General features: G+C 65.5%; 25 protein-coding genes. 14 read left to right on the top strand and 11 right to left on the bottom strand.

Going from position 1 to position 21,487, the window contains the following annotated elements:
• Positions 1-74: 74 nt before the first annotated feature.
• From BLT40_RS12380 to BLT40_RS12350, 7 genes are all read right to left on the bottom strand, one after another.
• Positions 75-746, bottom strand: coding sequence for a YecA/YgfB family protein (locus BLT40_RS12380; protein ID WP_090353480.1), 672 nt, complete (start codon positions 744-746; stop codon positions 75-77).
• Positions 743-1,510: an exodeoxyribonuclease III gene (xth, locus tag BLT40_RS12375; RefSeq protein ID WP_090353475.1), complete on the bottom strand. Its 768-nt coding sequence runs from the start codon at positions 1,508-1,510 to the stop codon at positions 743-745. The genes BLT40_RS12380 and xth overlap by 4 nt, the downstream gene beginning before the upstream one ends.
• A 63-nt stretch (positions 1,511-1,573) precedes the next feature.
• Positions 1,574-3,619: a M3 family metallopeptidase gene (locus tag BLT40_RS12370; protein WP_090353472.1), complete on the bottom strand. Its 2,046-nt coding sequence runs from the start codon at positions 3,617-3,619 to the stop codon at positions 1,574-1,576.
• Between the two features lie 91 nt (positions 3,620-3,710).
• Complete coding sequence (locus tag BLT40_RS12365) at positions 3,711-4,244, bottom strand: gamma carbonic anhydrase family protein (protein WP_090353470.1); 534 nt, start codon at positions 4,242-4,244, stop codon at positions 3,711-3,713.
• A 42-nt stretch (positions 4,245-4,286) separates the two neighbouring features.
• Positions 4,287-4,583, bottom strand: a complete 297-nt coding sequence (locus BLT40_RS12360; protein WP_036108943.1) for a hypothetical protein — start codon at positions 4,581-4,583, stop codon at positions 4,287-4,289.
• Between the two features lie 88 nt (positions 4,584-4,671).
• Positions 4,672-5,205, bottom strand: coding sequence for an energy transducer TonB (locus BLT40_RS12355; RefSeq protein ID WP_255364003.1), 534 nt, complete (start codon positions 5,203-5,205; stop codon positions 4,672-4,674).
• A 120-nt stretch (positions 5,206-5,325) separates the two neighbouring features.
• Positions 5,326-7,632, bottom strand: a complete 2,307-nt coding sequence (locus BLT40_RS12350) for a TonB-dependent receptor family protein (RefSeq protein ID WP_090353467.1) — start codon at positions 7,630-7,632, stop codon at positions 5,326-5,328.
• A gap of 252 nt (positions 7,633-7,884) precedes the next feature.
• On the opposite strand from BLT40_RS12350, the gene BLT40_RS12345 reads away from it, so the two are divergent.
• Positions 7,885-8,499, top strand: a complete 615-nt coding sequence (locus BLT40_RS12345; protein WP_090353465.1) for a LysE family translocator — start codon at positions 7,885-7,887, stop codon at positions 8,497-8,499.
• Between the two features lie 108 nt (positions 8,500-8,607).
• On the opposite strand, the gene BLT40_RS12340 is transcribed toward BLT40_RS12345, so the two are convergent.
• Genes BLT40_RS12340 through BLT40_RS12330 form a run of 3 tightly spaced genes read right to left on the bottom strand, consistent with a single transcriptional unit; the run spans position 8,608 to position 10,306 of the window.
• Positions 8,608-8,862, bottom strand: a complete 255-nt coding sequence (locus tag BLT40_RS12340; RefSeq protein ID WP_079521532.1) for a YkgJ family cysteine cluster protein — start codon at positions 8,860-8,862, stop codon at positions 8,608-8,610.
• Positions 8,863-8,870: 8 nt separating this feature from the next.
• The gene (aroE, locus tag BLT40_RS12335; RefSeq protein ID WP_090353462.1) at positions 8,871-9,701 is read right to left on the bottom strand and encodes a shikimate dehydrogenase; all 831 of its coding nucleotides are present in this window, start codon (positions 9,699-9,701) and stop codon (positions 8,871-8,873) included.
• 56 nt (positions 9,702-9,757) lie between these two features.
• A complete protein-coding gene (locus BLT40_RS12330) occupies positions 9,758-10,306 on the bottom strand; it encodes a lipocalin family protein (RefSeq protein ID WP_081996663.1) in 549 nt (182 codons plus the stop codon).
• 108 nt (positions 10,307-10,414) lie between these two features.
• Here BLT40_RS12330 and BLT40_RS12325 point away from each other — a divergent pair, with 108 nt between their 5' ends.
• Positions 10,415-10,633: a hypothetical protein gene (locus tag BLT40_RS12325; protein ID WP_090353460.1), complete on the top strand. Its 219-nt coding sequence runs from the start codon at positions 10,415-10,417 to the stop codon at positions 10,631-10,633.
• Positions 10,634-10,639: 6 nt separating this feature from the next.
• Here the strand turns inward: BLT40_RS12325 and BLT40_RS12320 are convergent, their stop codons facing one another.
• On the bottom strand, positions 10,640-12,124 hold the full coding sequence (locus BLT40_RS12320; protein ID WP_090353457.1) for a RimK family protein: 1,485 nt from the start codon (positions 12,122-12,124) through the stop codon (positions 10,640-10,642).
• A 218-nt stretch (positions 12,125-12,342) separates the two neighbouring features.
• Between BLT40_RS12320 and BLT40_RS12315 the strand changes: the two genes are divergently transcribed.
• The 12 genes from BLT40_RS12315 (at position 12,343) to BLT40_RS12260 (ending at position 21,486) form a co-directional block, all read left to right on the top strand.
• Positions 12,343-12,813, top strand: a complete 471-nt coding sequence (locus BLT40_RS12315; protein WP_090353456.1) for a GNAT family N-acetyltransferase — start codon at positions 12,343-12,345, stop codon at positions 12,811-12,813.
• Between the two features lie 44 nt (positions 12,814-12,857).
• Positions 12,858-13,079, top strand: coding sequence for an LPS translocon maturation chaperone LptM (locus tag BLT40_RS12310; RefSeq protein WP_043696893.1), 222 nt, complete (start codon positions 12,858-12,860; stop codon positions 13,077-13,079).
• Positions 13,080-13,085: 6 nt separating this feature from the next.
• Entirely contained in the window at positions 13,086-13,913 is an 828-nt protein-coding gene (dapF, locus tag BLT40_RS12305; protein ID WP_090353452.1) for a diaminopimelate epimerase, read from the top strand.
• Positions 13,914-14,005: 92 nt separating this feature from the next.
• Complete coding sequence (locus BLT40_RS12300) at positions 14,006-14,692, top strand: DUF484 family protein (RefSeq protein ID WP_036108969.1); 687 nt, start codon at positions 14,006-14,008, stop codon at positions 14,690-14,692.
• Complete coding sequence (locus BLT40_RS12295) at positions 14,689-15,600, top strand: tyrosine recombinase XerC (protein WP_043696888.1); 912 nt, start codon at positions 14,689-14,691, stop codon at positions 15,598-15,600. Before BLT40_RS12300 ends, BLT40_RS12295 begins: the two co-directional genes overlap by 4 nt.
• An 86-nt stretch (positions 15,601-15,686) precedes the next feature.
• Entirely contained in the window at positions 15,687-16,220 is a 534-nt protein-coding gene (gene hslV / locus BLT40_RS12290; protein WP_090353449.1) for an ATP-dependent protease subunit HslV, read from the top strand.
• Between the two features lie 4 nt (positions 16,221-16,224).
• On the top strand, positions 16,225-17,565 hold the full coding sequence (hslU, locus tag BLT40_RS12285) for an ATP-dependent protease ATPase subunit HslU (RefSeq protein ID WP_036108981.1): 1,341 nt from the start codon (positions 16,225-16,227) through the stop codon (positions 17,563-17,565).
• A 38-nt stretch (positions 17,566-17,603) separates the two neighbouring features.
• Positions 17,604-18,221, top strand: coding sequence for a hypothetical protein (locus BLT40_RS12280; protein WP_036108984.1), 618 nt, complete (start codon positions 17,604-17,606; stop codon positions 18,219-18,221).
• A gap of 10 nt (positions 18,222-18,231) precedes the next feature.
• On the top strand, positions 18,232-18,585 hold the full coding sequence (locus BLT40_RS12275; protein ID WP_036116873.1) for a gamma-butyrobetaine hydroxylase family protein: 354 nt from the start codon (positions 18,232-18,234) through the stop codon (positions 18,583-18,585).
• Positions 18,586-18,707: 122 nt separating this feature from the next.
• Positions 18,708-19,601 (top strand): ribokinase, encoded by an 894-nt coding sequence (rbsK, locus tag BLT40_RS12270; RefSeq protein ID WP_036108986.1) that lies wholly within the window; start codon positions 18,708-18,710, stop codon positions 19,599-19,601.
• Positions 19,601-19,999, top strand: coding sequence for a D-ribose pyranase (gene rbsD / locus BLT40_RS12265; protein WP_036108987.1), 399 nt, complete (start codon positions 19,601-19,603; stop codon positions 19,997-19,999). Before rbsK ends, rbsD begins: the two co-directional genes overlap by 1 nt.
• Positions 19,999-21,486 (top strand): sugar ABC transporter ATP-binding protein, encoded by a 1,488-nt coding sequence (locus BLT40_RS12260; protein ID WP_143025879.1) that lies wholly within the window; start codon positions 19,999-20,001, stop codon positions 21,484-21,486. Before rbsD ends, BLT40_RS12260 begins: the two co-directional genes overlap by 1 nt.
• The last annotated feature ends 1 nt before the right edge of the window (position 21,487 follow it).

The following is a 21,487-nucleotide window of genomic DNA, read 5'->3' as shown; positions in this document are numbered from 1 at the left end:
TCGTCTGACAAGAACGGACTGTTCCGCGAATGGCTGCACTGCCGCACGGATCGCCGTCAGGGCCGGCGATGTGCTCAGTGCACCCAGTGTCCGGAACGCTGCCGCGGCGGACCGTCTTCGTTCTCGCCGCGCGGGCGGGTCATCGCCTTGAGCTCGTCTTCGGTCGGGCCGTTGGTCCGCCAGTACTCACCGACGGCATTGAGCACCTCGGGCAGCTGACCCAGGCATTCGTCGTATTCGTCGTCGGTCAGTTTCTCGAACTCCGCATCCGCCTGCAGCACGCCCTCATCGACCGCCAGGGCCATGATCGGTCCCAGCAACTGCATCAGATTCGCGTCTTCGGCCAGGCGGTTTTCCCAAAGCTGCGCACGCATGTCGATGCCGCGGCTGAAACCTTCGCACCAGCCGGCCGCCGACAGCATCGGGCCATCCTCGGTATCGATTTCACCGAGAATCGGCTCGTAGGCGTCGACGTCGAGCTCGGCGCTGATCGAATCGTTGAGCTTGGCGAGCAGGGCGAGCACGGCATTGCCTTCGTCTTCGTCCTCGAAAGCGTCGTGCAGCACTTCGTGCAGCCATTCCTCAGGCTTGACCTCGAGCGGACCGACCGCGATCGCCGACAACAGGCCATGGACGCCGTCGAGCATCAGATCGCCGTCGTTGCCGTGGGCGCGCAGATAGATGTCGAGTTTTTCGAGCTCGGCGTCATCCAGCGAGCTCGGCCATTCGGACTTGGGTGTGTTCAAAGCTTCAACTCCAGCGCGACGGGCGCGTGGTCGGACGGCTGTTCCCACGTGCGCGGTGCCTTGTCGATGATCGACGAGGTCGCCAGGGATTTGAGCGCATCACTGATCAAGATGAGGTCGATCCGCAGACCGAGGTTGCGGCGGAATCCCGCCTGGCGGTAATCCCACCAGCTGAAAAGGCCGGCATCTTCGTTGAAAAGACGGAAACTGTCGTGAAGACCGACGTCCAGCAGCGCCTGCAGGGCGGCGCGTTCCGGCGGCGAGCAGAAGATGTCCTCGCCCCATGCCACGGGATCGTAGACGTCGCGATCGTCGCGGCAGATGTTGAAATCGCCGAGAACGACCAGCTTCTCGTGCCTGGCGCGCTCGGCCTCGAGGAAATCACGTACCCGCGCCAGCCAGTGCAGCTTATAGGTGTACTTCTCGTCACCCAGCGCTTTGCCGTTCACCACGTACAGGTTCACGACGCGGATGTCGCCGACGGTAGCCGCCAGGATCCGGCGCTGCGGATCGTCCAGGCCGTCGATGTCGGTGACGACATCGGTCAGCTCCTCTCTGGCGAGGATGGCGACGCCGTTATAGGTCTTCTGCCCGGAGAACACCGAGCGATAGCCCATCGCGGCGATTTCGTCCGCCGGGAACTTGTCGTCGGTGAGCTTGGTTTCCTGCAACGCCAGTATGTCGGGCTGCGCCTCCCCCAGCCATTGCTGGACATGGGGCAGGCGGACCTTGAGCGAGTTGACGTTCCACGACGCGATCTTCATCGCGCCATTGTAAAGGAAAGCTGCGCGCGGCTAGGGCGGTGGACGCCAGCTCCCGCCGGGAGTTCAGGCCAGGCCGTAGCTCTTCAACAGCGCGTCGGGCTGAGGTTCCCGGCCGCGGAACGCCGTGAACGACGCCAGCGCCGGCCGGGTCGAGCCGACCGCCAGCACTTCCTTGCGGAACCGCTCGCCGGTCGCCCGGTCGAGCACGCCAGCTTCCTCAAAGGGCTCGAACGCGTCGGCGGACAGGACCTCGGCCCACAGGTAGCTGTAGTACCCGGCCGAATAGCCGCCGGCGAAGACATGGGTGAAGGCGTGCGGAAAACGCTGCCAGGCCGGCGGATGCAGCACGGCCACTTCATGGCGAACCTTCTCCAGCACGTCCATCGGACGGGCGCCGACGGCCGGGTCGTACTCGAGATGCAGCAGGAAGTCGAACAGGCCGAACTCCAGCTGCCGGACCAGGAACAAGCCGGCGTGGAAGTGGCGCGCGTCGAGCATCCGCTGGTACAGCTCATCCGGAAGCGGCTCGCCCGTCTCGTAATGGCGGGCGAATTCGCGCAGGGCCTGACGATCCCAGGCGAAGTTTTCCATGAACTGACTGGGCAGTTCCACGGCATCCCATTCCACGCCCTCGATGCCGCTGATGGACGGAATATCCACCTCGGTCAGCATGTGATGCAGACCATGGCCGAACTCGTGGAAGAGGGTGAGCACGTCGTCGTGGGTGAGCAGCGCCGGCGCGCCATCGGTCGGCGGCGGGAAGTTGCAGGTCAGGTAGGCGATCGGCAGCTGCAGCTGCTCGCCGTCGCGGAAACGCGAGGCGGCGACGTCCATCCAGGCGCCGCCGCGCTTGCCCGAGCGCGCGTACATGTCGAGGTAGGCACCGGCGAATACGCTGCCGTCGGCATTGACCACGTCGTAGTACTTCACATCCTTGTTCCACGTGTCCACGTCGTCGCGCGGCACGAAGCGGACGCCGTACAGACGCTCCACCACCATGAACAGGCCGTCGATGGCTGCGGAGGCCGGGAAGTACGGCTTGATCTGTTCCTCGTCCAGCGCATAACGCTGCTGGCGCAGGCGCTCGGCGGCGAAGCCGACGTCCCATGGCTCGAGGTTGTCGATCTTCAGTGTCTCGGAGGCGAAGTGGCGGAGCTCTTCCAGTTCCTTCTTCGCGACCGGCCTGGCCCGCGCGGCGAGGTCGCGCAGGAAGCGAAGCACGACCTCGGGCGAGGTGGCCATCTTGGTCGCCAGCGATTCTTCGGCGGCGTTGGCAAAGCCGAGCAGCTGGGCGGCCTCGTGCCGCAGCGCGACGATCTTCTCGATGCGCCCGGAGTTGTCGAACTTGCCCTTGTCCGGGCCCTGGTCCGAGGCGCGGGTCTGGTAGGCGTAGTAGACGGCCTCACGCAGATCGCGGTTTTCGGCGTAGGTCAGCACAGCCTGCACGCTGGGCTGTTTCAGGGTGACGAGGTAGCCGTCGAGTTTTTCTTCCCGTGCGTATTCGCGCAGCACCGCCCGGCCCGACGCCGGGATACCGGCCAGGTCGCGTTCGTCGGTGATGTGCTTGTGCCAGGCCTCGGAGGCATCGAGCACGGCGTTGGAAAACTCGGTGGTCAGCCGCGACAGCTCGACGCCGATCTCGCGGAAACGGGTGCGCGCAGGCTCTTCGAGCGCGACGCCGGACAGGCGGAAATCGCGCAGCGCGTGCTCGACGGCCGCGCGCTCGGCGACCGGCAGCTCCGCGAAATCCGCACGGTCGGCCACGGCCTGCACGGCGGCGTAGAGGTTGCGGTTCTGGCCGACTTCCATGCCATGCTCAGTGAGCTTTTCTTCCGCGGCGCCATGCGCCTTGCGCAGCGCTTCGGAGTCGGCGACGGAGTGCAGGTGGCTGACGGGCGACCAGGCGCGCGACATGGTCTGGTCGAGGCGCTCCTGGGCCAGGATCACGTGCTCGAAGTCGCGCGGCGCGTCGGCCGCCGCGATGGCATCGATAGCGGCACGTTCGGCGGCGATCAGGGTGTCGATGGCCGGCTCGACATGTTCCGGACGGATGGCCGAGAACGTCGTCAGGCCGTTCGGATCAAGAAGCGGGTTGGTGCTGGTATCCATGGTCGATCTCCTCTCAGGCACCCAGCGTGGAGCCCTGAGGGAGGCAAATCAAGCGGCAGTGCGTCGCGCCGGCCGCAACGTTCAGGGCCTGTCAGGCCAGGTAGTCGTCTTTCAGGCGCACATAGTTGGCGGCCGAGTAATAGAGCTGTTCGACCTGCTTGTCGCTCAGCACGCGGACCAGCTTGCCGGGATTGCCCAGCCAGAGTTCGCGCTCGCCCACGATCTTCCCCGGCGGGATGACCGTCCCCGCGCCGACGAAGCCGTATTTCTTCACGACCGCGCCGTCGAGCACGGTCGCGTGGATGCCGATCAGGCAGGCATCCTCGATGGTGCAGGCGTGGATGACCGCCCCATGGCCGATGGTGACGTCCTCACCGATGATCGTCGGGAAGCCGCCCGGGCTGTATGGGCCGTCGTGCGTGACGTGAATGATCGCGCCATCCTGCAGATTGCTGCGCGCACCGATGCGGATGTGGTGCACGTCACCGCGGGCCACCGCGCCGGGCCAGACCGAGACATCGTCGGCCAGTTCGACATCGCCGATAACCGTGGCGGCCGGGTCGACGTATACGCGGGCGCCAAGGCGGGGAAGGATGCCCTTGAAGGGCCGGATCGAGTGGGTCATGGCGCGATTCTAAACCCTCGCGCCATCGACCCGCCCGGCCGGTTACATGAACGAGCCGCCGATGATCCGGCCTTCGCTGTCCAGCTTGGGGAAGTAACGGCTGTTGTTCTGGCGCATTTCCCGGGTGCTCATCATGTCCGGAGTGACCAGCGTGACATCGGGATAGGCCGCGTGGAACTGCGCCGGCGTCGGCTTCGTGGCGATGAACGCGTCGAAGGCTTTCATGTCGGTGACGAACCCGGCGACGGGTTTCGGCTGAGCGGCCGGAGCCGTCTGGCAGGCCACGAGGGCGGCGGCGCCGAGCACGGCGGTGAAAAACAGAACAGCGAGACGATGCATGGGGCGAGGCTCCTTGCCTGGGGGAGCATGGATTATGCCGCCGGAGGGTGCGACGGTTCATGAATCCCGTCGCACCTCCATCGATCGTTCAGCCGTTGCGGCGGCGGATCTGCTCGGCCCTGGCCTCGTCCTCGGCCGTGATCACCTGCTGCTGGGCATCGAGCTTGGCGCCCAGAATGATCAGGGTGTAGTTGGTCGGATCGTAGTCGCGAAGCAAGGCGATCTCGCGCCGCGCGTCTTCCAGTTCACGACGGTTGATCTGCCGCTCGATTTCCCTGGAGGCAAACGGCAGCGTCTCACGCAGCGCGTCCTGCGCGGTGGCGTTGTTCGCTTCCAGCTGCAGCACGCTGAGGTAGTACTCGTAGGCATTGTTGCCCTGAGGGGCGATCAGCCTTCCTTCGCGCGAGGCGTCACGAGCGAGCCCCAGCAGGATGTCGACGCCCGACGGGTCGCTGCCCGCGTTCGCGGGAGCGGCCGCTGCGAGATCGGCCAGGCTGGCTTCGGCCGTGGCGGTCGTACGCTGGTGCAAAATGACCGCGGCTGTACCGGCGAGGGCCGCAGCCGCGATAACCATGGTGATGATCGCGCGGAGGGGAACCGCGGCGATGTTTGGCTTGGACATGGGGAGATCCGGGGGGAACCGCCCGCGACCAGGCCGGCCCCCTGTCGGACGGCCCCGGCGGGCGGGACATGTTCCCGCCCCATTGTTTCAATTCCGCGACGGTGGGCCTTAAGTAACCGGTCAGAACTGCGCGTTGAGGTTCACGAAGTACTGCCTCGGCGCGCCGGCCATCAAGGTCTGGTTGTAGCCGTCCGGGTCGGAGGCGACATAGCCGTTGGTACCGGTGGAGGCGAAGTAGCGCTTGTCGAACAGGTTGGTGACGTTGGCACCGATGCTCAGCGCCTTGAACACCGAGACCGCGCCGAAGTCGTACGCGATACCGGCGTTGGCCACCCAGTACGACGGCACGGCCGAGTCATTCGTATACGTGATGTAGCGGCGACCGGTGTACTTGGCTTCGAGGTTGGCGCGCCAGCCGGAGAACTCGTAGTTGACCGAGCTGGAGAACATCGTCTTCGGCACGCCGACCACGTACTTGTCCGCCGTCGCGACGGTACCGGCGTTCTGGTAGTCGTCCTGGTACTTCGAGTTGTTGTACGAGAGCGAGTTGAGCCAGCTCAGACCGCTGACCGGCTTCCACAGAAAGGCGAGGTCGGCGCCCTTGCTCTTCACGTCACCGACGTTGTTGAGCGAGGAGGCGCAGGTGACCACGGCCGGGCACGGCGTGGTGACGAGCAGTCGGTTTTCGAAACGCGTATAGAAAAGGCCAAGCGATGCCTCGAAAGTTTCGCCGTGTGCGCGGTAACCGACCTGCCAGGTCTGCGACTCTTCCGGCTTCAGCTGGCTCTTCGCCGCATCGAACGACGCCTGCGACGTGCTGAAGGGCGTGATGCCGAACGCGGCGATGTTCTTCGCGTACGAACCATAGATGTCCTGATTGGCGTCGAGCTTGTAGTCGACACCAGCCTGCGGCAGGAAGCCCTTGCTCGCCTTCATCTGCCCTTGCGCGAACGCGGTGGTCGGCACGAGCGAGGTGGCATCGGTGGTCACGCGCAGCGACTTCGCACCGACGTTGATCGTCAGGGCGTCGTCGAGAAGATGGATCGTGTCCTCCGCATAACCCATGCGGGTCCTGGTCTCGTAATGCTGCAGGAACGCGCGCAGGAACGGCGACTGGTCGTTGTACACGGTGTACAGCGAGGTGTACTGGCCGCTGAGTGTGAAGAAGTTGCGTTCCTGATTGGTGTTGGCGTTTTCACCCCACACGCCGACTTCGATGTCGTTGTTGCCCAGCGAAAACTTCAGAGCCGAGGTCAGGCCGTAGCGATCGAGGCCGTAGTCGGTGGTGCGCATCGAGATGGGCACGGTGGGTGAGGACGCCTGATACGGCGTGGCCCACTGACCTTCGCCGCGATCGGCGTGATAGTAACCCGTCGTATCGAGTGTGACGCCGCCGCCCAGGTTGAATGAACCGGACAGCCCGGCGAGGGTGTCACGACGGATACCGCCACCGGCGTAATACGTGGCGTCGCCCTTGTCGTAGTCGGCCGGCAGCACATTGAGCGAGGCGGGATACGCGCCGTTGCCGTTCAGCGCATTGGCGATACCGACCGCCGTGTTCCAGTCCGGCTGCAGATAGTCCCAGTTCCAGCCCAGCGCCTTCTGGCTGGTCAGGGACAGATCCATGTAGTCGTATTCCTTACGTTTGCTGCTGTCGACGAACAGGCTCACGCGGTTGCCGTCACCCCACTGGTACAACGCCTTGAGATTGGCCTGGTTCGACTTCTGGTCGCCATAGCCCTTCCATTTGTCGGTATCGGCGTGATCGAACGATACGTACATCGAGAAGCCGTGGTAGTCACCGCTGTCCGCACGCACGAAGGTGCGCCTGGTGGAGTCGGAACCCATGACCTGATTGAAGCGCACGCCCGGCTTCATATCCGGGTCGGCCGAATAGAACTGCACGGTGCCACCGAGGTTGGTGTTGGAGGCGGTGCCCAGCGCACCTGCACCCTGCGCCAGTTCCACCGTCGCCAGGTTCTCCGAGGTGATCGCGCGGGTGACCTGCAGGCCGTCGGTCACGCCATAACCCATGGTGCCCAGCGGAATGTCGTCGAGGGTGAAGCCCAGGCGCGACTGATCGAAGCCGTGCAGCGTGATCTGCGTGGACCACTCGTAGGCGCCCCAGGGATCGGCGGACTGGAACTGCACGCCCGGCAGTTTATCCAGTGCTTTCAACGCGCTGGTGCCCGGCGTCTGCTGACGCACGATCTCGTCGATGCCGATGCTCTGAACCTGCCGCGTTTCGCCCGGTGCGATGACCGAGACGGCTTCGAGCTGCTTGGGATCCTTGTTCGTGGCTGCCGACGTGTCGGCGGCGGGGCTGCCCTTGTCGTCATCGGAAGCGTGGACGAAGCCGGCGTGCAGCGAAAGTGCAAGCGCTGTGGCAAGTGCGGTACGACGAAGCGAAGCACGTGCGAACGTCATCGGGTGGGGTCCCTGGAGGAATGAACCGATGAGACTCATGGCTGCGCATGTAACGTCGTTTACTCGCAGATGACGGCTGGTTGACGGTCGACGAATATGTGACCGTGTCGACCGACGCAGGATCTTTCGATCTTCGCGCGGACGTTTAGCCGTCCGTGCCCTTTCAAGGTGCCATCCATCCGGGGCGATGACATGGAGGCCGGAAGTCGCTACCTTCTGGTATCGCCTTCCCCAGCGCGGAGTTCCTGCCCCATGATCGACTGGGCCGCCATCGCCACTGTCTTCTCCGTCTACGCGGTGGGCGTGGTCATCCCGGGACCGAACTTCGTCGCAGTGGCGCACAAGGCGGCCTCCACCAGTCATCGCGAGGCACTGGCCATGGTCGGCGGCGTGGTGGTGGTCAACCTGTTCTGGGCCAGCTGCGCGATTCTCGGCATCGGCATCGTGTTCGCCACCTTCCCGTGGATCGCCCTGGCGGTGAAGGTGACGGGCGCCGCTTACCTCATCTGGTTCGGTGGACGCCTGCTGGTGAAGGCGGGCAGTGCGGGCACCGCGGTCATGCAGCAGGAGAAGAGCAGCTGTCTGCAATCCTTCCGCGCCGGCTTCGCGACCAATATCGCGAATCCGAAATCGATGGCGTTCTATGCGGCCGTGTTCGCATCGGCGGCACCGAAGCATGTGTCGTTGCCGACTTTCATCGGCATGATCGCCACTGTCGCGGTGGTCGCCTCGCTCTGGTACGGCTTCGTCGCAGTGGTGTTCGCCACCCCGAGCGTGGCCGCCCGCTACCGTCGCGGCAAGGCGTGGATCGACCGGATCTGTGGATCGGTCATCGTCGCGCTGGGGATTCGCCAACTGGTTCGCTGAAAACATCCGTTCGCACGGCTTGCCTGGGCTCGAGTGAAGACTGCGGACGCGCCCTGACGTTTGTAGCAAGACCTCATCTCAAGCTGAGCGGGCCGACACCAGGCGTGATCATGGGCTCGTCGCTTGTTCCAGCCTGTCGAGCCATGCGACGGCGTAATTCCTGTCGGGGCCGCACATGCTGGGATCGGGTCGAAGCCCGCCGCACACCTTCGGACGCTCCGGTTTTCCAAAGATCGCACAGCGATTGTCATCGGTCAGCTGGATACAGCGCACCCCCGCCGGCTTGCCGTTCGGCATGCCGGGGATGGGTGAGCTGATGGACGGAGCGATGCAGCAGGCCCCGCAGCCGGTGCGGCAGGCCATCACCACGATCAGAACCGCTGGCGAAGGAGCTGATACACCGGATCCGTATCCGGCCGCTGGCCATGCCAACGCTCGAACGCGTCGGCGGCCTGCTCGATCAGCATGCCCAGACCATCACGGAAGTAGCGCGCGCCGGCGGCCGTCGCCCAGCCCTTGAAGCTCGCCGCGGCGGCGCCGTAGCACAGGTCATAGCAGGTGCTGTGGTCCTGCAGGATCGACATCGGCAGGTCGAAGGTGCCACCGGTGACGCCGATGGAGGTCGCGTTGACGACCAGATCGAAGCACTCGCCGTCGAGGCCGTCCCAGTAGCGCGTATGGCAGCGGGCAGGTTCGCCGATGGCGTCGGCGATAGCGTCGGCGCGCTCGGGCGTGCGGTTGACGATGGTCAGCGTCTGCGCGCCGGCGTCCATCAGGGCCCAGGCCACGGCTTTGGCCGCGCCGCCGGCACCCAGTAGCAGGGCGTCATGGCCGCGCAGATCGAGCGAGTGGCGCTCGGTGACGTCGCGGACGAATCCGCTGCCGTCGGTGTTGTGTGCCTGAATCTTGCCGCCGACCAGCGCGGTGAGGGTGTTGACCGCACCCGCGCGGGCGGCGGCGTCGGTGCGCTCGGTGGCCAGCGCGAAAGCGGCTTCCTTGTGGGGAAGCGTCACGTTGGCGCCCAGGCCACCCTCGGCGAAGAACCGGCGGACGGCTTCTTCGAATTCGGCGGGCGCGGCATCGATAGCCTCGTAGCTCAGCCGGATGCCCATCTGCCCGGCGAAGGCGGCATGGATCTGCGGGGACAGCGAATGCGCGATCGGGTGACCGAAGACGGCGTAACGGTGCGCTTCAGCGCTCATGGAGGCTCCTGGCTCTCGATCCGGACTCACGATCCGTGCGCGGATTCTAGCAACGGCTACTGGAATCCGGGCTTGCCCGCGTCTTCGGGACGTTGCGGAACCTTACGCATCTGCTCCACCGGGAAACCCTGCGCCCGCGCTTGCTCGAGCAGACGCTGATACGACGCGTCGTCCAGGGTCCGGTCCTTCGACATGATCCACAGCAGCTTCCGCGAAGGCAGGCCGACCATGGTCACCCGGTAATCGGGGTCGAGGGCCAGGATCGTGTAGTCGGAGCGGAACGGCCAGAGCAGCTGGACCTTCCAGCGGGCGGTGTCCTTCGGATCGGGCAGCCATGCCTTGCCGTGCCAGATCTTCTCGGGCTTATCGAAGCCCTTCCGGTAGTGGTAGAGGTTCTCGATGGTCCCGTCCGGCTTCAGCCGGTACTCGTCGGCGGTGGCGACCTTGCCGCGCTCGGCGAAGTTGGGAATGTTGCCGATGACGTACCAGGTGCCCATGTAACGGGGCAGGTCGACGTGATCGACGGCCTTGAGGGGCGCGTCGGCCGCGCAGGAGGCAGTCGCCATGCCGGCCACCACGAGTAACGTCATCGGGATTCGTTTCATGGGGCTAGCTTCCGCCGGTCGGCATCAACGGCGGGTCAACGGGTCGCGGATTTTGAGACGCGGGGCGCCTAGCCTCCACCTCGACACCTCGTCTTCCGGAATGCCGCCATGAACGACACGCTCTCGCCCCGCCGTATCCGTGCACTGATCGCCATGGTCTGGCTGGCCCTTGGCACCCTGGTGCTGCTGGTCACCCCGTTGTCGGGGCATAGCGAGACACTGGGCTGGACGCCGGTGTTCTGGTTGCTGCTGGCGCCGGCCAGCGTGCTGGTGGCGATGAAGCCGGGGTTGCCGGTGTCGCTGCTGGTGGCCCTGTTTCGGCGGTGATCCGCCTCAGGTCGGGATGCCCAGCCGCTTCAGCTCCAGCCGGCGCAGGAACTCCTGCATGATCCGCAGGTACAGGTCCTCGCCCAGGTAGGCATCCTCGACACCCGCATCGATCGACGGGTTGTCGTTGACCTCGATCACCACCGGCTTGTCGCCGACCTGCTTCAGGTCGACCCCGTAGAGACCGTCGCCAATGGTCTGCGTCGCCTTGAGCGCCAGCTTCACCACTTCCGGGGGCGCGTCACGCACGGGCACGGTCCGAAACCCGCCCGACTTGGCCGTGCCCTTGGCGCCGTGGTTGTAGATCTGCCAGTGGCCGCGCGACATGTAGTACTGGCACGCATAAAGCGGCTCGTGGTTGAGTACGCCGATACGCCAGTCGTACTCGGTGTACAGGTATTCCTGCGCGATCAGCAGCGCACTGTGCGAGAACAGTTCGCCGGCGGCTTTTTCCAGGGCCTCGCGTGTCTCGACCTTGACGACACCACGCGAAAACGACCCATCGGGAATCTTCAGCACGATCGGCAGGCCGAGGCGATCGGGTAGCTCGTGCAGACGCCTGGCATCGTCGCGGTAGATGATCTCGGTCGCCGGCGTCGCCAGCTTGCGCGCCACCATGAGGTCGTTGAGGAAGATCTTGTTCGTGCAGCGCAGGATCGACGTCGGATCGTCCATCACCACCATGCCTTCCTTCTCCGCACGATGCGCGAAACGATAGGTATGGTTGTCGCTCGCCGTGGTTTCACGAATGAAAAGGCCGTCGTATTCGGCCAGACGCTGGTAATCGTTCTTGCCGATCGGGTCCACCTCGATCCCGAGGTGTTTACCCGCTTCGATGAAGTGCTTCAGCGCCTTCTTGTTCGACGGCGGCATCGTTTCGTTCGGATCGACCAGCATCGCGATGTCGTAGCGGAAACGACGACGCGCACGCGGCTTGCGCCAGAGTTTCTTCGAGAACTTGTCCAGCGCCTGCGCGAAAGCGTCTTCCTGCGCATCGTCCAGCGTGTGCAGGCCGACCGGCTTGATCGCCGATACCTGCCACACCCGCTCGCGCTCGAATTCGATGCGCATCAGCGGGCAGGGGAACATCTCGAACAGCTGCCTCGCAAGATCCTGCAGATCCGGATAGGCCGTCTCGCCGAAATAGACGAGCACTCCGAAGTCGGTCGTGTCACGGCCACCGGCAGGCAGGAAGTTGGACAGCTTCTGGTTGAGATCGTCGATGTCCAGGCCATACAGCGAACGACGGCGAAGATCGTTCACCGTGCGCACGGAGGGAATGACCTTGTGACCGCGCGCTTCGGCCAGCAGCGACACGTAATAGCCCGTGCCCAGGTACTTGTAGCTGCGACAGAGGTTGATGACGTGGGTACGTTCGTCGTCGCCGCCGACCGGCTCGCGCAGATAGTCCATAGCACTGACGACATTCGCGGACGGGTAATACGAGCCCCAGTCCGAGGCTTTCTCCACGACGATGACGAGCCGGCTCATGAGACCTCGACAGACGACGAATGCCTCGTACCGACCCCACCGGGAGTCGTTCGCTTCGTCGGTGCCGCAGTGTGTGCCGCGATGTCGCGACGCACAAGGCATCCGCCGACGTTCTCTTGAACGAATTCATGAAAAAGTCATTGATCCGCCGGACCCCGAGGTCTACAGTGCCGCGCTTGCCGTTTCCCCCTCCTTCCAGCGCCGGAGTCCCCAAGCGCATGCGTCCACCCCCGGTTACCGCCGCGGTGCGCGTTCGACGCGCCGAAGTCAGCGATCTCGACGATCTGGTCGCGCTCGAAGAATCGAGTTTCGCGCAGGATCGTCTGAGTCGCGCCCAGTACCGCAAACACCTGGATTCCGAAACCGCCCTGGTGCTCGTCGCCAGCGCCAACCATCGCCGGTTCCTCGGTACCGCCGTGGTGTTCTTCCGCAAGGCCACCACTATCGCCCGCCTCTATTCGCTGGCGACCACGCCCCAGGCACAGGGCAAGGGTGTGGGTTCCGCGCTGGTCGAGACCTGCGAGGATGCGGCACGGTCGCGTGGTTGCCGGGCACTGCGCCTCGAAGTCCGCAAGGACAACGCGGTCGCCATCCGCCTCTACGAGCGTCTCGGTTACCAGCGGATCGGCGAGTACGCGGCGTATTACGCCGATGGCGCGGACGCGCTTCGCTTCGAAAAGGCGCTTTGACCGGAGCCGGGGCTATACTGGCCGCCGTTTTCGGGGAATCGCCCATGCGCCGACTTATCCTCCCGCTTGCCCTCGTCGCTGCCTCCGTCGCCGGCCTGTCCGGTTGCGGCCAGAAGGGCAATCTGTATTTTCCGCCGCCGCCCGCCCCAGCCGGCACGGCCAAGCCGCAGGCCGGCGTGCAGCCCGCGCACGCCACCACGACGGCCGAGTCGCCGGCTTCGATCTCGACGACGTCGTCACCGTTCAACTCGGTCATTCACCAGTAAGTCGCCATGACGTCGCGCTTCACCAAGATGCATGGGATCGGCAACGATTTCGTGATCGTCGACTGGCGTGAAGACGCCGGCCGCGTGCCGAATGCGGCGCGTATCGCCGCGCTGGCCGATCGCCACACCGGCATCGGCTTCGATCAGCTGATCAGCATCGAGCCGCCGCGCGATCCGTCCTGCGCTTTCTACTACGGCATCTGGAACGCCGACGGCACGCCTTCGGGGCAGTGCGGTAACGGTGTCCGTTGTGTGGCCGCCTGGCTGTTCCGCGATGGTGTGATCGGGCGCGACACCGACGTCCGACTGGAGAGCCCCTCCGGCCCGGTCACCGTCCGTGTGCTGGAGGAAGGTCGCGTCGTGGTGGACATGGGTGAGCCTGACTTCGTGCCGTCGTCGATCCCGCTCGACCGCCCCGCCCATGCGACCTACACCGTCGAGCTTGATGGAGAAGACGTCAGCTTCGGCGCGGTTTCCATGGGCAACCCGCATGCGGTGGTCTTCGTCGACGATGTCTCGGATCCGCGCGTCGATCGCCTGGGGCCCTTGCTCACCGCCCATCCGGTGTTCCCCCAGGGTGCCAACGTCGGCTTCGCTCAGCGCCTCGGGCCCGACCGCATCCGCCTGCGCGTGCATGAACGGGGCAGCGGCTGGACGCAGGCCTGTGGCACGGGTGCCTGCGCGGCCGCCGCGGTGGCCCACGCGCTGGGCCTCACCGGCACCGTCGTCGGCATCGACCTGCCCGGCGGCTCCCTGACCATCGAGTGGCAGGGCCCCGGCCATACACTCTGGATGACCGGCCCCGCCGCCTTTGTCTTTGAAGGCGAAGTGTGACGCCAGCCCGCTAAAGCGGCACACTGCGACCGGCACCCGCAGGAGCGCGCCCCGCGCGCGATGCTCTACCCAGCACAACCGAGGAAGTACCCATGACCGACTCCGCGATCGACGGCGACATCAAACCAGCCACCGTCGCGTCCTACCTGCGGCGGCATCCGGACTTCCTCGCCGACTACCCCGATCTCGCCGACGCGCTGACGCTGCCGAGCAGCAACGGGCCGGCCACCTCGCTGGCCGTACGCCAGCTGCGCGGCCTGCGCGAGAAGAACGCCGAACTGGAGCGCCGCCTCAAGGACCTCACCGGTATCGCCGGTGACAACGAGGCGCTGATGCGTCGCGTGCACGGCCTGATGCTGGCACTGCTCAGCTCACGCGACGTCGAGGAAACCGTACGCAACGTGGTCAGCCGGTTGACCGAGGACTTCCAGTCGGAACGCATTCGCCTCGTCTTCTTCGGCGACCTTGCGGGCCTGCCGGACGAGCCGTGGCTGCTGCGCGAACCGCGCGGTACGGCGGGCCTGCCGGAATTCGCTTCGTTTCTGGAACATGGCGACCCGGTGGCGGGCCGCCTTGCGCCGGACAAGCTGCACCGCCTGTTCGGCGACGCGGCACCCGACGTGCGCTCCGCCGCGTTGATGCGCGTGGGCCCGGACGCGCTCCTGGCCATCGGCAGCGCCGACGCGGACCGCTTTCATCCGGGCATGGGCACCTTGTTCCTCAACATGATTTCGACCACGGTCGGCTCGGCCATCGAACGGGCCCGGAAGGCGGCGTGACCCCGCGCGAGGCCGTCGAAGCCTTCCTTCGGCATTTCGAAGCCGAGCGTGTGCCATCGGCGCATACGCTTGCCGCGTACCGGCGCGACCTCGACAAGCTGATCGCTTATATGGATGCCGAGGGGCTGTCGTCGTTCGACGCCCTCACGCCCGACCGGCTGCGCACACTGATCGCACGGCTGCACCGGCCCTTGCCCGAGAAAGGTAACAAGCAGGCCAAGGGCCTGGAGCCCAACAGCCTGCAGCGGCTTCTTTCCGCGTTCCGCACGCTGTTTCGTTACCTCACCCGCGAAGGGCAGCTGGCCCACGACCCGGCGCTGGGCGTCCGCGGGCCGAAGGTCAGGCGCAAGCTTCCCGTCGTGCTGGACGCCGACGAGGCCAAGGAGCTGGTCGAAACCAATCTCGGCGGCTCGCTGGCCCCGCGCGACACCGCGATGATGGAGCTGTTCTATTCGAGCGGCCTGCGCCTGTCGGAACTCTGCGGCCTGCGCTGGGGCGACCTGGACCTGGAAGACGGACAGGTGCGCGTGCTCGGCAAGGGCAACAAGACGCGCATCCTGCCGGTGGGCCGCTTTGCCGTCGCCGCGCTGAAGGCGCTCGCCGCGCTGGGTGAGGCGGGCCCGGAGCATCCCGTCTTCAAGGGCCGGGGCGGTGCCCCGATCGGGGCGAGGGCGGTCCAGCTTCGCCTGGCCAGGCTCTCCAGCGGGCAGGCCAAACGGGTGCACCCGCACATGCTCCGGCACAGCTTCGCCAGCCACATGCTCGAGTCCTCCGGCGACCTGCGCTCGGTGCAGGAGCTGCTCGGCCATGCGGACATCGCCACCACACAGATCTATACCCACCTCGATTTCCAGCATCTGGCCAGGGTCTACGACGCGGCGCATCCACGGGCGAAACGCAAAGGGTAGGAGCGCGCCATGCGCGCGAGCTCTTCACGCCTTGGGTCGGGCCCCCTGCGGCCCCACCTCTTGCCGACTCCCCCAAGGAACGCACTATGGAACCGATGCACGCCACGACCATCGTCTGCGTCCGCCGCGACGGCAAGGTCGTCATCGGCAGTGACGGACAGGTCACCCTCGGCAACACCGTGATGAAGGCCAACGCCCGCAAGGTGCGCCGCCTCGGCAAGGGCGACGTCCTGGCCGGGTTCGCCGGCGCCACGGCTGACGCCTTCACCCTGTTCGAGCTGTTCGAGGAGAAGCTGGTCAAGCACGGCGGCAATCTTACCCGCTCCGCCGTCGAGATGGCCAAGGAATGGCGCACCGACCGTCGCCTCGGCCGGCTCGAAGCCATGCTGGCCGTGGCCGACAAGGACGCGTCGCTGCTGATCTCCGGCAACGGCGACGTCCTCGAGCCCGAGCATGGCCTGATCGCCATCGGCTCCGGTGGCCCTTATGCGCAGTCCGCCGCGCTGGCCCTGATGGAAAACACCGAGCTGGATGCACGCACGATCGTCGAAAAAGCGCTCAAGATCGCTGGCGATATCTGCATTTATACGAACCACAACACATCGATCGAAGAGCTCTGAGCCCATGTCCGAACTCACTCCCCGCGAGATCGTCAACGAGCTGGACCGGTTCATCATCGGCCAGAACGACGCCAAGCGCGCCGTCGCCATCGCCCTGCGCAACCGCTGGCGCCGCATGCAGCTGGAACCGGGCATGCGCGAAGAGGTGACCCCGAAGAACATCCTGATGATCGGCCCAACCGGCGTGGGCAAGACCGAAATCGCCCGTCGCCTGGCCACGCTGGCCAATGCGCCATTCGTGAAGGTCGAAGCGACCAAATTCACCGAAGTGGGCTACGTCGGTAAGGACGTGGAGTCGATCATCCGCGATCTGGCCGATGTCTCGTACAAGCTGGTGCGCGACCAGGCGAAGAGCCGTGTGCGCAGCCAGGCCGAGGACGCCGCGGAGGATCGTCTGCTCGACGCGCTGCTGCCGCGCCGACAGGCGGCCTCCGGCTGGGACGACACCGGCTCCAACGTGACGGCCATCGACAGCGACACCCGGCAGAAGCTGCGCAAGCAGCTGCGCGAAGGCGCGCTGGACGACCGCGAGATCGAACTGGATTTCGCCATGAACGTCGGCGTCGAGATCATGACCCCGCCGGGGATGGAAGAGATGAGCCAGCAGCTCGGCAAGATGTTCCAGAACCTGGGCGGCGCCAAGTCGCAGAAGCGCAAGCTCACCATCCGTGCCGCTCGTCCGCTGCTGGTCGAGGAAGAAGCCGGCAAGCTGCTCAACGACGAAGAACTGCGCAGCCGCGCCGTGGACATCGCCGAGCAGAACGGTATTGTCTTCATCGACGAGATCGACAAGGTGGCCCAGCGCTCCGAGTGGGGCGGCGCGGGCGTGAGCCGCGAAGGCGTACAGCGCGACCTGCTCCCGCTGGTGGAAGGCTCGACCGTCTCGACCAAGTACGGCGCGATCAAGACCGATCACATCCTGTTCATCGCCTCGGGCGCGTTCTCGCTGGCCAAGCCGTCGGATCTCATCCCTGAACTGCAGGGTCGCCTGCCGATCCGCGTCGAGTTGAGCGCCCTGTCGGTGGAGGATTTCAAGCGGATCCTGCGCGAGCCGAACAACGCGCTGACCAAGCAGTATGTTGCGCTGCTGCAAACCGAAGGGGTCACGCTGGAGTTCACCGAGACCGGTGTCGATCGCCTCGCCGACGTGGCGTTTCAGGTCAATGAGCGCACGGAGAACATCGGCGCCCGCCGCCTGCATACGGTGATGGAGCGCCTGCTCGAGAGAATTTCTTTCGAAGCGGCCGACAAGTCCGGCGAAAAATATCTGATTGACGCCGAATATGTCGATAAAAATCTCTCGTCGCTGGTCAAGGACGAGGATCTGAGCCGTTACATCCTCTAAACATCGAGGGCGCCCCCTCTGGTAAACTATTGACCGATATGGGCAAGGTTATTCAACTCAAAACCAACGGTCAGCGTGCGAGCCTGCGTGAAGCGCAGGACTCGCAGCAGCTGATCCGTCTGTGGCGCGGCGAACTCGAGCACGGCAGCTTCTGCGGCTATGTCGGCGGAGTCGGCCGCGAGTTCTTCCTGTTGTGGGTCATCGGCGATGGTGTCAGCTACGACGGCATGTACATCATGCGGCACCGCGACATCTCCGAATTCGAGGCGCCGGATAAACACGCGGGCTTCCTCGAAAAGGCGCTCGCGCTGAAGGGCATCAAGCCCACGCCACCGGCGGATTTCCCGCTCGACGACATCGCGCAGGTGGTCAAGGCCGCTTCGGCGCACGCGCCGGTGATCGGCGTGCACGTCGACAGCGAAGACGAGTCCGAGGTCTGCTACATCGGCCGGCTGGTCAGCGCCGACGACGAAGGCTTCAACATGCAGGAGATCACTCCCGACGCGGAATGGCTGCGTGAGCCGTCGTTCTTCTCGTGGGATGAAGTGTCGACCGTGAGCATGGAAGACGCTTACGCGACGTCCCTGCTGGCTGTGGCGGGCGATCCGCCACCGCTGGAGCAGGGTACGGGCGATGGGTTTGGTCGCGCTCACTAGCGACCAGCCCATGCAACGCCCGCGACCCGTCGATATCGTTCTCCACGCCGCCTCGCGCTTTCTCGAAGTCACCTTCGACAACGGCGAGCGGTTCGAACTTCCCTGCGAGTACCTTCGCGTCAATTCCCCCAGCGCCGAAGTCCAGGGCCACGGTCCCGGACAGAAAGTGCTCGTGCACGGCAAGCGTCACGTCGGCATCAGCGCCCTTGAGCCCACTGGTCACTATGGCGTCTTGATTCGCTTCGACGACGGCCATGCCAGCGGTATTTTCGGCTGGGATACGCTGTACGACCTTGGCCGTGCCTACGACACCTCGTGGCCTGCATACCTCGCCGAACTCGACTCCAGAGGCCTCTCCCGGTAGCGGAGGATGGAAAGCACGCGCGTGAAAGCCACACACGCGCGTAAAGGCGTATATTTGCGCGCCATCCCATCCCCTGGCGAAACAACGGACGTTCCGCAGTCACCATCCGGAGCACTTGAGGCATGACGCGAATCGTTGTCGTCGGCAGCATCAACATGGATCTGGTCACGCTTGCGCCGCGCTTCCCCGCGCCGGGCGAAACGCTGACCGGCGAACGCTTCCTCACCATCCCCGGTGGCAAAGGCGCCAATCAGGCGGTGGCCGCCGCGCGCCTCGGTGCATCGGTAAGCATGGTCGGCTGCGTGGGCGACGACGCGTTCGGTGAGCAGCTCTACGACGGTCTCGTCGCCGAGGGCATCGACGTCAGCCACGTGACTCGCATCGACGGTATCGGCAGCGGTACCGCGTCGATCACGGTCGCCGGTGGCGAGAACCAGATCGTCGTCGTGCCCGCCGCCAATGGCCGCGTCACCCCTGCGCACGTCGAAGCCGCCCGCGAGCTCATCCGCGGCGCCGACGCCGTTCTGGTACAGCTGGAGATTCCGCTGGACGCCGTCGAAGCCACGCTGCGCATCGCGCACGAGGAAGGCGTTGCGATCATTCTCAACCCCGCTCCGGCGCAGAAGCTGCCGGTCGAGTGGCTGTCGCGCGTGCGCTTTCTTACGCCGAACCAGCACGAACTCGCGATGGTGCTCGGCCAGCCGGGCGATACCGATTTCCGTGAACTGATGCGTCTCGCTCCCTGCCCGGTCGTGCTGACCCGTGGCGAAGACGGCGCGTGGTTCCGTGACAAGGACGACGAGCCGCGCCATCAGGGCGGTTTCAGGGTCGACGCGGTGGACAGCACCGGCGCCGGTGACACCTTCAATGCCGCGCTCGCGGTGTTCCTCGCCGAGGGTCTCGACGTGGCCGTGCGCAAAGCCTGCGCCACCGCCGCGATCGCCGTCTCGCGCCTGGGCGCCCAGGGCGGCATGCCGCGCCTCGACGAGGTCACGGCATTCCTGGAGACACACTGATGAGACGCAGCGGGCTGCTCCATGCCGAACTCAACCGCATCATCGCCGCGATGGGCCATACCGACACGCTGGTGATCGGTGATGTCGGCCTGCCGGTGCCGCACGGCGTGCCGTGCATCGACCTGGCCGTGCTGCCGGGTACGCCGTCGTTCGCGCAGGTCTTCGATGCGATCTATGCGGAGCTGGCGGTGGAGGCCGTGACGGTCGCCAGCGAGATCCACGAGAAGAATCCCGCGCTCGTCGCGCTGGTCGGGCGCCTGGCGAATCAGGGCGTGACGCGCTCGGAAGTGAGCCACGAGGACTTCAAGCGCCTGACCGCGCGCGCGGTCGCCGTCGTGCGCACGGGGGAAACGGCGCCGTACGCCAACGTGATCCTGCATGCGGGCGTGACCTTCTGATGAGTGCATCCCCGCCACTGGTCAGGATGCACGACATCCACAAGGCCTTCGGTCCGGTCAAGGTGCTCGAAGGCGTCGACTTCGAACTCGTCCGCGGCGAAGTCCATGCGCTGATGGGCGAGAACGGCGCCGGCAAGTCCACGCTGATGAAGATCCTCACGGGGATCTACGCGCCCGACCAGGGCGGCATCGACGTGGACGGGCAGGCGGTGTCGATCACCTCGCCCGCCGAGGCCGAGAAGTACGGCATCGCGATCATCCACCAGGAACTGAACCTGATTCCCGCGCTCAGCATCGCGGACAATCTTTTCCTCGGACGCGAGCTTTCGCGTTTCGGCCTGCTCGATCGCAAGGCGATGACGAAGCGCGCGATGGAATGGCTGGCGCGCGTCGGCATGACCCGACTGGATCCGGACACGCGCATCGAGCGACTGTCGGTCGGCCAGCAGCAGATGGTCGAGATCGCCCGCGCGCTGGGCCAGAACGCACGCGTGCTGATCATGGACGAGCCGACGGCCGCGCTTACCGAAAGCGAGACCAATACGCTGTTCAAGCTGATCCGTGAACTGCGCGAACAGGGCACCGGCATCGTGTACGTTTCCCATCGCATGGAAGAGATCTTCGCGCTGTGCGATCGCATCTCGATCCTGCGTGACGGGCAGTTCGTCGGCACGCGCGACGTGCCGGGCCTGGCCTTCGACGAGGTCGTGAAGATGATGGTCGGGCGTACGCTCGACGCACGCTTCCCGGCGCGCACGCCGAAGATCGGCGAGGTACGTCTGAAGGTCGAGCACCTCTCGGGCGGTATGGTGAAGGACGTGAGCTTCGACCTGCACGCGGGCGAAGTGCTCGGCGTCGCCGGCCTGCTCGGTGCGGGACGCACCGAGCTTGCGCGCCTGCTGTTCGGTCTGGACAAGGCCGGGTCGGGCCAGGTGTCGCTCGACGGCGTCACGGTGACCCCGAAGACGCCGACCGAGGCGATCCAGGCCGGCCTCGGTTTCGTCACCGAAGACCGCAAGGCCCAGGGCCTCGTCCTCGACATGAGCCTGCGCGAAAACGTCAGCCTGCCGCGCGTTCCCGCGCACGCGGGACTGGTCGATCGCCCGGGTGAGAAAAAACAGACGCGCGGTCTGATCGACGCGCTGAAGATCCGTACGCGCGACATGGAGCTGGATGTCCGTGCGCTCTCCGGCGGCAACCAGCAGAAGGTCGTGCTGGCCAAGTGGCTGGCGTTGAAACCGCGTGTGCTCATCCTCGATGAACCCACGCGCGGCGTCGACGTCGGCGGCAAGGCCGAGATCTATCACATCATCAATCAACTCGCGGAACAGGGCGTAGCCATCCTCATGATCTCGTCGGAACTGCCGGAGGTGCTCGCCATGAGCGATCGCATCCTCGTCATGCACGAAGGAAAGGCGACCGCCTTGCTCGAAGCCCACGGCGCCACTCAGGAAGCCGTAATGACCGCCGCGACCGGAGGCAAGTGAA

It is taken from the genome of Dyella sp. 333MFSha (genome assembly GCF_900102405.1).
GTDB classification, from domain to species: Bacteria; Pseudomonadota; Gammaproteobacteria; order Xanthomonadales; family Rhodanobacteraceae; genus Luteibacter; species Luteibacter mycovicinus.
This window is presented reverse-complemented; position numbering and strand designations above follow the sequence as displayed.

What these genes read in the sequence shown, in the direction of transcription:
- BLT40_RS12325 (WP_090353460.1), top strand. Translation starts at nt 10,415, where the DNA reads ATGAACGACACGCTCTCGCCCCGCCGTATCCGTGCACTGATCGCCATG.
- hslU (WP_036108981.1), top strand. Translation starts at nt 16,225, where the DNA reads ATGTCCGAACTCACTCCCCGCGAGATCGTCAACGAGCTGGACCGGTTC.
- BLT40_RS12340 (WP_079521532.1), bottom strand. Translation starts at nt 8,862, where the DNA reads ATGGCCTGCCGCACCGGCTGCGGGGCCTGCTGCATCGCTCCGTCCATC.
- hslV (WP_090353449.1), top strand. Translation starts at nt 15,687, where the DNA reads ATGGAACCGATGCACGCCACGACCATCGTCTGCGTCCGCCGCGACGGC.
- BLT40_RS12360 (WP_036108943.1), bottom strand. Translation starts at nt 4,583, where the DNA reads ATGCATCGTCTCGCTGTTCTGTTTTTCACCGCCGTGCTCGGCGCCGCC.
- BLT40_RS12310 (WP_043696893.1), top strand. Translation starts at nt 12,858, where the DNA reads ATGCGCCGACTTATCCTCCCGCTTGCCCTCGTCGCTGCCTCCGTCGCC.
- xth (WP_090353475.1), bottom strand. Translation starts at nt 1,510, where the DNA reads ATGAAGATCGCGTCGTGGAACGTCAACTCGCTCAAGGTCCGCCTGCCC.
- BLT40_RS12260 (WP_143025879.1), top strand. Translation starts at nt 19,999, where the DNA reads ATGAGTGCATCCCCGCCACTGGTCAGGATGCACGACATCCACAAGGCC.
- BLT40_RS12350 (WP_090353467.1), bottom strand. Translation starts at nt 7,632, where the DNA reads ATGACGTTCGCACGTGCTTCGCTTCGTCGTACCGCACTTGCCACAGCG.
- BLT40_RS12300 (WP_036108969.1), top strand. Translation starts at nt 14,006, where the DNA reads ATGACCGACTCCGCGATCGACGGCGACATCAAACCAGCCACCGTCGCG.
- BLT40_RS12365 (WP_090353470.1), bottom strand. Translation starts at nt 4,244, where the DNA reads ATGACCCACTCGATCCGGCCCTTCAAGGGCATCCTTCCCCGCCTTGGC.
- BLT40_RS12370 (WP_090353472.1), bottom strand. Translation starts at nt 3,619, where the DNA reads ATGGATACCAGCACCAACCCGCTTCTTGATCCGAACGGCCTGACGACG.
- BLT40_RS12315 (WP_090353456.1), top strand. Translation starts at nt 12,343, where the DNA reads ATGCGTCCACCCCCGGTTACCGCCGCGGTGCGCGTTCGACGCGCCGAA.
- dapF (WP_090353452.1), top strand. Translation starts at nt 13,086, where the DNA reads ATGACGTCGCGCTTCACCAAGATGCATGGGATCGGCAACGATTTCGTG.
- rbsK (WP_036108986.1), top strand. Translation starts at nt 18,708, where the DNA reads ATGACGCGAATCGTTGTCGTCGGCAGCATCAACATGGATCTGGTCACG.
- BLT40_RS12275 (WP_036116873.1), top strand. Translation starts at nt 18,232, where the DNA reads ATGCAACGCCCGCGACCCGTCGATATCGTTCTCCACGCCGCCTCGCGC.
- rbsD (WP_036108987.1), top strand. Translation starts at nt 19,601, where the DNA reads ATGAGACGCAGCGGGCTGCTCCATGCCGAACTCAACCGCATCATCGCC.
- BLT40_RS12280 (WP_036108984.1), top strand. Translation starts at nt 17,604, where the DNA reads ATGGGCAAGGTTATTCAACTCAAAACCAACGGTCAGCGTGCGAGCCTG.
- BLT40_RS12345 (WP_090353465.1), top strand. Translation starts at nt 7,885, where the DNA reads ATGATCGACTGGGCCGCCATCGCCACTGTCTTCTCCGTCTACGCGGTG.
- BLT40_RS12330 (WP_081996663.1), bottom strand. Translation starts at nt 10,306, where the DNA reads ATGAAACGAATCCCGATGACGTTACTCGTGGTGGCCGGCATGGCGACT.
- aroE (WP_090353462.1), bottom strand. Translation starts at nt 9,701, where the DNA reads ATGAGCGCTGAAGCGCACCGTTACGCCGTCTTCGGTCACCCGATCGCG.
- BLT40_RS12320 (WP_090353457.1), bottom strand. Translation starts at nt 12,124, where the DNA reads ATGAGCCGGCTCGTCATCGTCGTGGAGAAAGCCTCGGACTGGGGCTCG.
- BLT40_RS12355 (WP_255364003.1), bottom strand. Translation starts at nt 5,205, where the DNA reads ATGTCCAAGCCAAACATCGCCGCGGTTCCCCTCCGCGCGATCATCACC.